The sequence below is a fragment of the Leptospiraceae bacterium genome (assembly GCA_025059995.1).
In the GTDB taxonomy this organism is placed as follows: Bacteria; Spirochaetota; Leptospiria; order Leptospirales; family Leptonemataceae; genus SKYB61.
Genome location: JANXCF010000007.1, coordinates 26,243 through 38,968 on the forward strand (window position 1 = coordinate 26,243; position 12,726 = coordinate 38,968).

Genomic DNA, 12,726 nt, shown 5'->3' on the forward strand with positions numbered 1-12,726 from the left:
AAAAAAAAATTATGGTTTATTATAAGTTGTTTTAATTATATAATGGGGGAAATTATGTTCATTGAGATGTTTCGAGCGAAAATACACCGGGCAACGGTAACAGAAGCAAACTTACATTATGAAGGTAGTCTCACCATTGATGAAGAACTCTTAGAAGCATCAGGAATTAAACCTTATGAGCGTGTATCAGTTGTCAATATTCATAACGGAGCAAGATTTGATACATACGTAATAAAAGGAGAAAAAGGAAAAGGAGAAATTTGCTTAAATGGAGCTGCTGCACGATTAGGAGAGCCCGGAGACAAAGTCATCATCATTGCTTATGCTTTAATGAAGTTCGATGAAATCCCCAAAGATTACCAACCTATTGTAGTGCATGTAGATGATAACAATCGAATTGTAAAAATAACAGGAAAATCCTAAAGCCACGAAACCCCTGAAACTCATGAAAGAATCTTGGGAATACTTGATAAAGCCTATTAAGTCTCTTTCTTTACTAAAGAAATTAAAATTTTTAAAGTATATTATATTCATAATCTTTTTGGCGTTCTTGTTGTCCATAGGGATTGCTTACTTCATCTATCTTCTCTTAGAAGGGTTAATATGGAGTTTTTTCGATCTTTCTCAAATCCACTCTATGATAAAATTTCTTGTTTATGCAGTGATTGTCCTTCAAAGTTTTTTTCTTTTTTTGGTGTTTTATCGGGTTTTTGTGCAGATTTTCGTTTTTCCTTTTTTGCTATTATTACGAAAGGAGTTAGAAAAACACTATCGTATTGGGAATTTTCAGAAAACAAACTTTTTTTTGAGTTTTCGAAACTTTTTATGGAGTCTGTATAAAACTTTGTTGTTTCAAGTGGTTTATCTTTTTTTACTGGTTTTTACTTTCTTTTTGGGACCACTTCAACCCTTGATTTTGTTTCTTTACCAAGGGTATAGTTTGGGCTACGGGATTTATGATATTTTATTAGAACAAGAATTTCCCACTCCAAAAGAAAGATATCAACTAATAGAAAGCATAAAAAAAGAAGTGTTCTTTACCGGAGTTGGAGCTTTAATTTTAATTTTTATCCCTATACTGGGGGTTATTCTCTCACCAGTTAGTGGTTTTATCGCAGCATTTCAAAATCGCTATCAGAGATATTTAATATTGGTTTAGTTTTCTCAATAAGGTTTCAACACCTTCTTCAACCGGTAGATTTTCATAAACGATTTTATATGTAATAGTAGCTATGGGGAATGATGTATCACTATCTGAAAGAAGAGAGGGGATTAGTCTTGGCAAAGTTTTCAAACCAAATAAGCCTGAGCTAACTCGAGTGGGATCCGCTTTTTGGAAAACAAAATCATAACCCCATTGACGATCCCTTGAGTCTTGTCCGAAACAAGCTAACATTAGATCCGAAAGACCTGATAATCCAAAGAACGTTTCTTCTTTTCCACCCAAGAAAACCCCGATTGCTTTCATTTCTTCGAAAAATTGATTTGATAAGTGAAACAAAGTGTTATCGTTATTCCCACCATAATATTTACTAAAATAACCATCGACTATTCCTGTGGTTAGAGCGTAGATGTTTTTCAACGCTCCTCCTAATTGTATTCCTTGAATGTCTTTTTTTTGAATGGCAGGTTTTACGTAAATATAGTCTGTTCGAAAGAGATCTATGTAGTAATCGATCTTTTCGGTATTTGTGTGAGCGGCTATTTCGAAGCCAGTCATTTTTCTTTCCATCACTTGTTGGGGATAATTGGCTCCTGCCATGGTAAAAAATCTATCAGCTGGTAACTCAAAATGTTGAACCAAATCATTAATTATGATACCTTGCGTCAAAGAAGTAAAACCTTTCGCGATGTTTATAATAGGAACATGAGTTTTCTTTAAGTCTTCTTTGATTGTGCCATAATATTTTTCTAATTCCCAAGGTCGGACTGCTTGAATGATCAAGGTGGCATCCTCAAGAAATTCCGTTGAGTTTGTAAACTCCATATTTGGTGGTAATTTGAAGTAGGGAAAATGTTCTTGATCCACTTTTAAATTGTTATATTCTTTTATCTTGTCTTGATCAAACAAAGTATAGATTTTGATTTGTGCATCTTTGTTGGCTAGTACACAAGAAATGGCAGTAGCGTAAGGAGAGTGCCCTATCACAAAGATTTTTTCTTTAGGGTTTTTGGGAATCTGAATTAGTATGTTTTCTTTATTATCTGTTGCTTTGTATAAGTTTCTATAGAAACCATGTCGGTGTCGATGGAGATTCCTTCCCACTAGGGTAGCGAGGGTATCTATAACAAATTGTCGTTTGTCATCGACATCATCAGGGATTTCTAAATGAACCACATATTCTGGGAGTTTTTTCATTAAGTGATCAGGTAGTCTACCAACCAGAATTGGTTTTCCTAAAACAAATCGCCCTTTTGCTGCTTTAAAAAGAAAAGTAGAGGTTGGAAGGATTTCATCCGTTCCTTCAATTGAAACTGGTATGATGATTTTGTTCATTACATAATGATAAACTGCATCTACAAAGGAAATTAATTGTCCAGTTCGACTTCTTGTTCCTTCAGGGAAAATAACAATGATCTTTCCTTCTTTTTGAAGTTGTTGGGACTGACGGAAAGCTCGCATGTTGATTTTTGTCATTACATCTGCCAAGCTGGGATTTTGCGCCATATCCCGTTTTGAACAAACAAGCAGAGTATCAAACATGTATAACCCTAATCTTGTGAAGTCTTCAGTAAAGGCTAATCTACCAGCAATGAAGACCAATCGGTCTGCTATTTCTCGTGCAATCCCTCCTTGTCTATAAAACATATAATAAATGGCTGGTGCATCTAAATGACTCATGTGATTTGATATGATGGTAACAGGGAATTCATTTGCTAAGGGAAGGAGGTATTCTAAATTTTCAGTTCCCTCAAATGTGAAATTTTGAAAAAGAGGTGTGAGAAATTCTGTAATAAAATCACGAATTTTAGGGTTTTGTTTCGTATAGACTCCTACTTCATCTAATTTTGAAGGTTCCTCAAAGGTTTTCATAACTTCTGGCATGGGAGTTTCTGAAGATAACTTTATAAATTGAAATAAGAGTTCTTTTGCTTTTTCTGGGGAAACACCATATTGAACAAAACCTTCTATGTTCTTAAAGAACTCTTTTTGCCATGGGGCATGCGTATCACTTAGTTTTAGTTCAGATAAGTTGATCACTTTTTTTTGAGTATGAAGACTTTCACTCATATTTGAACCCTGTTAAATAAAGAAAATTTTAATGAACTCTAATATAAGTAAATGAAAAAAAATTGTTTTTATCAAGTAAGAGATAAAAAGTGTCAGTAATGAAAGAGCGGAAAGAAACTTCTAAGAGAAAGCAAAGTCTAAAAAAGAAAAATTCCAAAGAAGCCACTCAAGATGTGGAAAAAATTTCTTATTATTTAGGATTAGAAATTACCCCTAAAAAACGAGAAAGTTTAAAAGACTTTTTGGAAAAAATCAAAGCATTCTTCTACAAGATACATCGAAAAGGACTTCAAAAACTCACAATTATGTTTATTCCCCATTCCGAAAGCAGTATTTTGAATTTTCATATTAATTTTTATACTTTGTTTGCTATTTTTTTGGGAGTTTTTTTGGTGGGTTCTACTTCTGTGATGATGTTGGTTTATCGGAGTTCCCAGAATTTACAGTACTACGACATGGGAGTTACAAGCAGTCAATTTTACTTACAAAGTGCTCGTTTGGCTGAAGAAATCCTCCCAATGCACAATCAAATCCTTCAATTTGCAGAAACCATCGCAAAGATGCATTCAAACTTGAGGATTTCTCGTAAAAAGGGAGAGGGAGGTTTTTCTTATGATGTTACTTTGGAGCAAATTGAATATTTAAAATATCTTATCCAAGAATGCAAACAAAAAAAAGAAGAATGCGATCAGAAAACAATTGAAGAAATCTTGAAGATATCTCTGAATATTTCAAATTTGGATAATGAAATTTTAAAAGAAACCAACACCCAATTAGAAGAGATTTTACAAAAACTACAATCAGAAGAAATCCAACATTTCTTTTCTTTCATACCTACAGGATTACCGGTGAAAGGCTTTATTAGCAATAATTATGGCTCAAAGGTAATCCTTGATCGAGGGAATCATTACCCTTTAAGGGGGGTAGAAATTTTTACTTTACCAAGAGCTCCTGTTTATGCTACAGCAAAAGGAAAGATTACAGAAATCAAATATCATCCTGTTTTTGGACTTTCTATATGGATTGAACATTTACCTGGGATCAAATCGTTTTTTGCCCATTTGGATGAAGTAATCGTTCAACCAAATCAGATTGTAAACAAGGGAGATGTGATTGCTTACTCAGGAAAAAGCGGAAAAACTTTAAGAAACATGATTTACTACGAAGTTCACATAGGAACATTGGCATTTAATCCACACATATTGATGAATGATTTACAAACCTTATGGATGAAATTACACAAGCCGTAGCGGTTAATTCTATTATAGGAGAAGGTTCAGAATTTCGCGGAGAATTCAAAGTAAAAAATCTTCTAAGAATAGATGGCTACTTCAAAGGAACTATCTTCACAGATGAGGGAAAAATTTTAATTGGAAGGACAGGAAAAGTCGAAACTGACATCAAAGCTGCGGTGGTAGTGGTAGGTGGCGAAGTGATTGGAAACATCTTAGCCACGAAAAGAGTAGTACTTCTTTCATCGAGTAGAGTAAAAGGAGACATCGTTACGCCTGCTCTTATCGTAGAAGAAGGCTGCGTATTCGAAGGTCGATGCACCATCAACAAAGAACCCATCAAGCTAACTTAGAGATACGGTTCTAAGACCTTTGGAATCAAGATTTCGCCATTAGAAGTCTGATAATTTTCCAAAATGGCTACTAAGGTTCTTCCAATAGCTAATCCTGAGCCGTTTAGAGTGTGAGCGTAAATATTTCCTTTTTCGGTTCTGATTCGGATTCTCCCTCTTCTGGCTTGGTAATCCCAGCAATTTGACACAGAAGAAATTTCCAACCAACGTTGCAAGCCGGGGATCCAAACTTCAAGATCATAAGTTTTTACAGCGGTTGCTCCCATATCTCCTGAGCAAAGAAGAACCACTCGATAGGTAAGTCCTAATTCTTGAAGAACCATTTCTGCGTGCTGTAGCATCTCCAAGTGGGCTTGTTTTGAAGTGTTTGGATGGGTGATCTGTACTAATTCTACTTTTTGGAATTGATGAACTCGTATGAGTCCTCGTGTGTCCTTCCCCGCTGCGCCTGCTTCTCTTCGAAAACAAGAACTCGCAGCTGTTATTTTGATGGGAAGTTGATTTTCGGGAATGATTTCATCATAATATAAATTTACTAAAGGAACTTCAGCAGTGGGAATTAAAGACAATCCATCTCGTTCCAGTTGATAGTATTCACCTTTGAATTTTGGGTATTGACCTGTGGTGACCATGCCTTGATCTTTAATTAGAACTGGAACCCAAACTTCTTCATATCCATTTTTTTTGGTATGAAGATCTAGCATGAAGTTCATAAGAGCTCGTTCCAATTTAGCACCCAAACCACGATAAGTGTAGAATCTGGAACCCGCAAGTTTTACTCCTCGTTCAAAATCCAGAATGCCTAAACGTTCTCCAATTTCATAGTGGGGTTTGACTTCGAAATCATATTTGGGGATTTCTCCTACTTGTTTGATGATTACATTTTGACGTGAGTCATCTCCATCGGGAACCTCAGGATCAAGCCAATTTGGGAGTTGGAGGACAATGTCCTCGATTTGGAGCCGAAGTTCTTCATGTTTTTTCTCGAGTTCTTGGATTTGGTCTCCTAATTTTCTGATTTCTTCTTTTTTGAGCTCTGCTGTAGTTGGATCAGTTTTTAGGATTCTTCCAATCTCTTTGCTTTCTTTATTTCTTCGAGAACGCATTTCTTCAATCTTTGTTTGTAAAGACTTAGAGGCTTTGAAGATTTCTACTAATTGGTCGACAAAGGAATCATCTTGTCTTCGTTTTTTTAAAGTAGCTCGGAGTTCTTCGGGATTTTCTTCAATTCGACGTAAATCCAGCATGCATTAAAAAATTGCTCCACAAGCTCATTGTAAAGAAAATTTAAGTTTTCTTGAGAAAAGAAAAAGAAAGAAAATCTCGAAGATAGAGTCGGACTTGATAATGCTTTAAATTTTTGTTTGGTATGATTGATGAGGTGGTATTTGTTCGTTGGGTAAATTCCTGTTTTGATATTTCTTGAACATCGATCCCAATTCGAATGGGAAGGATTTTTCCGCCTCGTTGATGGAATAACTCCAAAGCATGACTAAATTTTGGATCAATTGAGTAGGCAGGTGTGAATAATGTGCCTTCTTGCCGAGAAAGTAAAAACACAACATAACAATCAAAGCCTTGATCCAGAAAATAAATCAGTTTTTTTACTTGTTCTGTTCCTCGTTGGGTTGGAGCATCGGGAAATTGTAGAGTATTACTTTGCTTGTGATAATACGTTGTGTTTTTGATTTCTATGAGAATTGGTTTTGAGTGGTTTTGAGGTTGTTGAGACAGAATTTGATAGTTTGTGATTTTCAGTTTTTCTTGATGATTTTGATTAAACAAAAGAAAGTCAAATTTGTGCCCCTCGAATTTCGGCTCTCTTTTTAAGTATTGATATTGATAAATTGGAAAAGAAAATTTTGAGAGAAGTTCTTTTTGGTGTTTGAATGCCCATTCCATGAGAAAATTGACTCGATAGGTGTTAACAAAAATCCAGTTTTGATTGTGAAAAACCAACTCAAGTGTATAAAGTAATTTTCTTTGTGGATTTTGAGCTATGCTTAGTATGATGGGATTATTTTCATCAAAGCAAGTTTCCATAGAACCCGTATTGGGACAATGAGCTGTGTATCTTTGAGAATCCAACGAAAAATCCACAAAGAATCTTTTGTATCTACTCAAAAATATTCCCATAAAACCATTTAGTATCATAAAAAGTTTTGGTGGGTTGTATATCAGCTTTGTTAAATAAAGATTAATTTTCCCCTTGCAAGCAAAATATTAAAGTTTATTAAATTTATTGCTTGATGAAGAAAAAAGATTTGCATATATGAATTCCACAAATACAAAAGGAGAATTGTATGGCTAAGCTTTTATCTACGGTTCCTTTGGGAAGTGGGATTAAATTTCACCGACCGGAAGCTCCGGTGTTTGAGCCTTTGCAGCCAACAGATCCAGCCATCAAAGCAATGACAGATTTAAAAAAAATTCCTGCAAGAATCATTTATCCAAACGAACCTATTGATGCAGCCAATGAGAAAATGATCGCAAATAAAGTTCGTTTATTGTTTGTTGTGAATTATTCTGATCAGATTTTAGGGATAATCACAGCTCAAGATATCTTAGGAGAAAAGCCAGTAAAGTTTGCTCAAGAGAACAATGTAAAAAGAAGTGAAATTCTGGTTAAAGACATCATGACTCCCAGCAATGAAATTGACGTGATTGAAATTAAAACATTATCTCAAGCTACGGTTGCTGATGTGATTGAAACTCTACGTCATAGAAAACAACAACATATCTTAGTTGTGGATTATCAAGGACCATCAGGAGAAAAAATGGTGCGGGGAATTTTCTCTTTGAATCAAATAGCAAGGCAATTAGGAATTCCCATCAAAACCTATGATATTGCCGACACCTTAGTAGAAATTGCGAAAATCCTTCAGTCTCGATAACCAAAGGAGAACCTCATGGGTCAAAAATACATCCTTTCCATTGATCATGGAACTACAGGATCAAGGGTGTTTTGTTTCAGCGAGAAGGGAGAAATCATCAGTAGTAGTTATCGTGAATTTACTCAGCATTTTCCAAAAGCAGGCTGGGTAGAGCATGATCCTGAAGAAATTTGGGCGGGCTTATTATACCTCATTCAAGATGCCATCAACAAAGGAGATTTAGATTCCAAAGATGCAATTGCCATAGGGATTACGAATCAAAGAGAAACCGTTGTTTTGTGGGATAAGAAAACCCAAAAACCAATCTATAACGCAATTGTTTGGCAATGTCGAAGAACGGCTAAAATCTGCGAAGAGTTAAAAGAAAAAGGTTATGAAAATATAGTGAGAAACAAAACAGGATTGGTGATTGATGCATATTTCTCCGGAACCAAAATCCAATGGATCTTAGATCATGTCGAGGGAGCTCGAGATTTGGCAAAAAACGGAAGATTACAAATGGGAACAATGGACTCATGGATTCTTTATAAACTCACGGGCGAACATAAAACAGATTTTACGAATGCCAGTAGAACCATGATTTTCAATATCAAACAAAAAGAATGGGATGAGGAACTTTTAGAAATTCTCAATATTCCCAAAAATATTCTTCCTGAGGTTTTACCAAGTAGAGCAAATTTTGGAACCACGAAAAATGTTCAAGTTCTACCTGATGGAATACCCGTCTATGCCATGATAGGGGACCAACAAGCAGCGTTATTTGGTCAGTTGTGCGTCCATCCCGGAGAGGCAAAAAACACTTACGGAACAGGATGTTTCTTGTTATTCCAAACTGGGAATGATTTTATTTTGAGTAATTCGGGGCTTTTGACTACGTTAGCTTGTGATAAAGATGGCAATCCTACGTATGCATTGGAAGGTGCTGTCTTTATTGCAGGTGCTGTGATACAGTGGCTCCGAGATTACATGAAATTCTTTGCAACAGCCAAAGAAAGTGAAGAACTTATCAAAGACTTAAAAGACGATGATGAGGTGGTGTTTGTCCCAGCTTTTGTTGGGTTAGGAGCTCCGTATTGGGATATGAAGGCAAGGGGGGCTATCTTTGGACTCACACGTGATACCAGTCCAGCACGTATCACTCGAGCAGCGTTAAAATCAATTGCATTACAAACGTATGATTTGGTCCACGCAATGGAAAAAGACACAGGGAAAAAACTGCCATTTTTAAGAGTTGATGGGGGAGCAACAAGCAACCAATTTCTTTTACAATACCAGGCCGATATCTTGAATCGTAAAGTCGAAAGACCCAAAAACATAGACACCACAGCCGCTGGTTCAGCGTATCTGGCTGGGATTCAAGCGGGTATCTGGAAGGATGCAGAAGAACTTTCAGAGATCATGAAAGATAAAACCATCTTTGAACCTAAAATGAGTGAAGTTCAAAGAAAAAAAGAATTGCACTATTGGCACAAAGCCGTAGAAAGAGTAAAAAATTGGTCAGAATAAAAAAGGAGTATCCTATGAAAACAATGAGAAAAATCGTTGTATTATTTACCCTTTTGGGGTTTTTGAGTTATTTGTCGTTGAACTGCTATGGGAGTTTCCCCTTAGTTCGAACCGTATATAGTTTTAATGGTTCTATAGGTGGTCCGTCCAAAGCTGGTGGTGTGATTCGTTCGATTGTGATGATACTTTTTGTTATTATCCCAGTCTACGGAGTTTCTTCTTTTATTGACGTAGTAGTTTTGAACACCATTGAATTTTGGACAGGAAAAAAAATCAATATTTCGAAAATCCCCGAAAATCCTATCTTAGAAATAGAAGAACAAAATGACATGTTAGTCATTAAAGATAAGCAAAATCAAATTACTTTTTATGCTTTTCGAAATCAGCCTGGTGTGATTTTCTACAAAAATAAAAATGAATTTCGTCCTGTGTCTTATGAAATTAAGGAAAATGTGATTTATTTAAAAGATCAAGAGAAAGTTCTGTTGAAAAAAACCTTGTCACCTCAAGAGAAAAGCTACCTAAACACTTTTTGATTCTTCCTCATGGATGAAGTAAAAGAAGTTCCTTCAGAAGACAAAAAAGAACAACAAAAAGAAAAACCAGAACCGATCGAAATTGATGCCAGTGAGGACACCCCTAAGAAAGAATTTATCAAAATAAGAGAAACTCAAAGCCGACCGAATGAATGATCTTTATGAAGTTCATACCCATCTATATGGTTGCTTAAAAGAAGAAGACATACACTGGTTGGGGAAGCGAAAATCCCCTCGCTGGCATATTTTTCGGGATTCTTACAGAAAAATCTACCAAAGAGAACCCAACTTAGAAATCCTCAATCATTATCGTATTTGGGAAACATCAGAGCTTAATGATAAACAAAAAGAAATATTACGAACTTTTTATGTGTACGATGAAAGTAAACCTAAGGGGTTTTTGTATTTTCAAAATTGCTTTGATTTTGTGATTTCTCTTTCCCATACAGACCCTGAGGAATTGCGCGTAATTTCTTTAAGGGTTATAGGAAATCAAAAAGAAATCTATTCTGAATATCGTATGATGTTTTCTCCTTTGGTTTCTCAAATTGAATTTGAAGAAAAAGTTCATGCTTTGATTGAGGGCTTTCAAAAAGCAGAAAAAGAGTTTTTCCCAAAAAAATCAAAATTAGTAATCTCCCTCAACCGGGAGTTTCCTCTGTATGAGTGGCAATACGAAATCCTCAAAAGCCTCAAAAACAAATATCCAAATCAGGTTTTGGTGGGGATAGATTTTGCTGGATACGAGGAGAATGATCCTCCCAAAGAAAAACAAGCCTTCTTAGAAAAAGTCATCACTGAAAAACAGTTTGTCGTATTATACCACGTTGGGGAAAGTTTTACCAACAAGTCTCCTTCATCGGCAATTCGCTGGATTCACGAAGTATCAAAAAATGCACATCGTTTAGGCCATTGTGTTGCCTTGGCTTATACTGAAGAACGAGTGAAGGATCAAGTTTATATAGAATCAGTTCAAGAACGAAATGATCATTTAGAGTATCTTATGAAATTTTCGGAAACCAACCAATGGCACTATCAAGACTATTTATACCAAAAACAAAAAGAATTGTCATCAATGAACGAAAATGATTCCATTCAAATAAAATACGAAGATAAAGAACTACGTCTTCATCGAGAATTCTGGGAGTTCGTGATCAAGGATTTAAAAACAAGAAATGTAGTGATTGAAAGTTGCCCCACATCAAACCTGAGGATTTTGGGTTTTAGTCCTTTGAAGTTTTTTATCAATCATGGTTTGACTGTTTGTATTGGTGCTGATGACCCAGGGATTTTTTCTACTTCATTAGAAGAAGAATTCCGCTTGGCAGAAAAAATTTTACACAATAAAGAACAAGTAGAAAACCTTAAAAAAAATAATCAAACTTACAATAGTTGGAATATACAGAAACAGTGGGAAGCCTCAAACCAAAAACATGAAGACTCCAAAACCCTATGAGTTCAATTTGGCTCAATATATCATCGAAAAAAATCGAAATTCTCAAAAACCTGCTTTAATTTATATCGAAAATCCAAACGAAATCATCAAATACACTTATAAAGAAGTTATCGAAATCATAGAGATGCTATCTCAAGAATTAATCCAACACAAAAAAAGACCTTTTTCTAAGGTTTTGCTACGTTTGCCTTCTAATCCAAATGTAATTTTTTATTTTTTTGCTTCCATCTTGGCAGGAATGATTCCAATTCCTATTTCTCGGATGTTAACCAAACAAGAAGTTGGATTCATCATGGATGATGCTAATGTGGATTTGGTAATATGCCAAGATTTGGAGCTACCTGATAAATTACCAGAAAAAGTAAAAGTAAAATTCATTTCGAACAAAATGGAAATCCCAAAGGTTTCTACTTATCAATCTTTTGAAACTCCCATCACCTATAGTGAAGATCCTGCTTTTATGATCTATACTTCAGGGACGACGGGAAGACAAAAAGGAGTCATCCATGCTCAACGAAATCTCATAGGGCGAACCCCAATCCAAAACGATTGGCTGGGAATCCAAGAAGATGATTGGGTTCTTCATTCAGGAGAACTGAACTGGACCTACACTTTGGGGGTAGGGGTTATGGATGTCTGGTCCAACTCAGCAACTTCGGTTTTAGTAGGAAGTGGAAGAAATCAACTTTCCTTGTGGACCTGGATCATGAGAAACTTTCCCATCACAATTTTTGCGACTGTTCCAAGTTTGTATCGAAGGCTTATAAAATACCATTCCCACGAAGTTTCGAAACTTTCAACAATCAGGCATTGTTTATCAGCGGGTGAAGCTCTAAAAGCTTCTTTGTGGAAAGAATGGACCGATTTAACTCAAAAGCCCCTGTATGAAGCCTTAGGAATGACGGAAATTTCTACTTATATCAGTTCGGGTCCAAAAGTTCCTACAAAACCTGGAAGTCCCGGAAAACCCCAATCAGGGCGTAATGTCAAAATCCTATCCCTTGAGCATGATCGAGAAGCATTGCTTGGAGAAGTGGGACTTATCGCTGTTCATCGTTCTGATCAGGGTTTGATGTTAGGGTATCACAACCGCGAAGAAGAAGAGGAGTTGGTGTACCGAGGAGAATGGTTTGTTGGAGGAGATTTAGCCTATCAAGACGAAGAAGGCTATTTCTGGTTTCAAGGAAGAAACAACGATATTATAAAGTCCTTCGGTTATCGGGTTTCAGCATTAGAAGTCGAGAAAGTTTTGGAACAACATCCAGAAGTGATGGAAGTAGCTGTCTGCGAAATCCAAAAAGAAGAAAATCTGTCTTTTATTACTGCTTTTATTGTAAAAGAGCAAAATTCTAAATTATCCGAAAGTGATGTTATAGAATTTGCTAAAAATTATCTGGCTGAATACAAACTCCCACGTAAAGTGATTTTTTTAAAAGAACTTCCCCGAAATCTATCCGGGAAAGTTCTAAAACAAGAACTGAAACAAATCTTTGACTTCAAGATATAAAAAAAAGCAG

At 35.8% G+C, this 12,726-nt stretch carries 13 protein-coding genes; 10 read left to right on the plus strand and 3 right to left on the minus strand.

The genetic code is table 11. The features are described 5' to 3' along the window. Positions 1-54: 54 nt before the first annotated feature. Together NZ853_09630 and NZ853_09635 are read left to right on the plus strand one after the other, a co-directional pair. On the plus strand, positions 55-423 hold the full coding sequence (locus tag NZ853_09630; GenBank protein MCS7205948.1) for an aspartate 1-decarboxylase: 369 nt from the start codon (positions 55-57) through the stop codon (positions 421-423). A 22-nt stretch (positions 424-445) separates the two neighbouring features. Next, positions 446-1,159, plus strand: coding sequence for an EI24 domain-containing protein (locus NZ853_09635; protein MCS7205949.1), 714 nt, complete (start codon positions 446-448; stop codon positions 1,157-1,159). Here NZ853_09635 and NZ853_09640 read toward each other — a convergent pair. Then, positions 1,145-3,232 (minus strand): 1-acyl-sn-glycerol-3-phosphate acyltransferase, encoded by a 2,088-nt coding sequence (locus tag NZ853_09640; protein ID MCS7205950.1) that lies wholly within the window; start codon positions 3,230-3,232, stop codon positions 1,145-1,147. The genes NZ853_09635 and NZ853_09640 overlap by 15 nt on opposite strands. A 98-nt stretch (positions 3,233-3,330) precedes the next feature. On the opposite strand from NZ853_09640, the gene NZ853_09645 reads away from it, so the two are divergent. Continuing rightward, positions 3,331-4,482, plus strand: a complete 1,152-nt coding sequence (locus NZ853_09645; GenBank protein ID MCS7205951.1) for a M23 family metallopeptidase — start codon at positions 3,331-3,333, stop codon at positions 4,480-4,482. Next, positions 4,458-4,817 carry a polymer-forming cytoskeletal protein gene (locus tag NZ853_09650; protein MCS7205952.1) on the plus strand — a complete coding sequence of 120 codons (360 nt, stop codon included), beginning with the start codon at positions 4,458-4,460 and terminating at the stop codon, positions 4,815-4,817. Before NZ853_09645 ends, NZ853_09650 begins: the two co-directional genes overlap by 25 nt. On the opposite strand, the gene serS is transcribed toward NZ853_09650, so the two are convergent. Then, positions 4,814-6,064, minus strand: coding sequence for a serine--tRNA ligase (serS, locus tag NZ853_09655; protein MCS7205953.1), 1,251 nt, complete (start codon positions 6,062-6,064; stop codon positions 4,814-4,816). The genes NZ853_09650 and serS overlap by 4 nt on opposite strands. A 40-nt stretch (positions 6,065-6,104) precedes the next feature. Beyond that, a complete protein-coding gene (locus NZ853_09660; GenBank protein ID MCS7205954.1) occupies positions 6,105-6,953 on the minus strand; it encodes a DNA/RNA nuclease SfsA in 849 nt (282 codons plus the stop codon). A gap of 167 nt (positions 6,954-7,120) precedes the next feature. Between NZ853_09660 and NZ853_09665 the strand changes: the two genes are divergently transcribed. From NZ853_09665 to NZ853_09690, 6 genes are read left to right on the plus strand one after another with little or no spacing between them, the layout of a single operon-like run. After that, a complete protein-coding gene (locus NZ853_09665; GenBank protein ID MCS7205955.1) occupies positions 7,121-7,711 on the plus strand; it encodes a CBS domain-containing protein in 591 nt (196 codons plus the stop codon). A gap of 15 nt (positions 7,712-7,726) precedes the next feature. Then, positions 7,727-9,217, plus strand: a complete 1,491-nt coding sequence (gene glpK, locus NZ853_09670; protein ID MCS7205956.1) for a glycerol kinase GlpK — start codon at positions 7,727-7,729, stop codon at positions 9,215-9,217. Between the two features lie 14 nt (positions 9,218-9,231). Next, on the plus strand, positions 9,232-9,753 hold the full coding sequence (locus NZ853_09675; protein MCS7205957.1) for a DUF3332 domain-containing protein: 522 nt from the start codon (positions 9,232-9,234) through the stop codon (positions 9,751-9,753). A gap of 9 nt (positions 9,754-9,762) precedes the next feature. Further along, positions 9,763-9,909 (plus strand): hypothetical protein, encoded by a 147-nt coding sequence (locus NZ853_09680; GenBank protein MCS7205958.1) that lies wholly within the window; start codon positions 9,763-9,765, stop codon positions 9,907-9,909. Then, positions 9,902-11,209 carry a hypothetical protein gene (locus tag NZ853_09685; GenBank protein MCS7205959.1) on the plus strand — a complete coding sequence of 436 codons (1,308 nt, stop codon included), beginning with the start codon at positions 9,902-9,904 and terminating at the stop codon, positions 11,207-11,209. Before NZ853_09680 ends, NZ853_09685 begins: the two co-directional genes overlap by 8 nt. Next, a complete protein-coding gene (locus NZ853_09690) occupies positions 11,187-12,716 on the plus strand; it encodes an acyl--CoA ligase (GenBank protein MCS7205960.1) in 1,530 nt (509 codons plus the stop codon). Before NZ853_09685 ends, NZ853_09690 begins: the two co-directional genes overlap by 23 nt. The last annotated feature ends 10 nt before the right edge of the window (positions 12,717-12,726 follow it).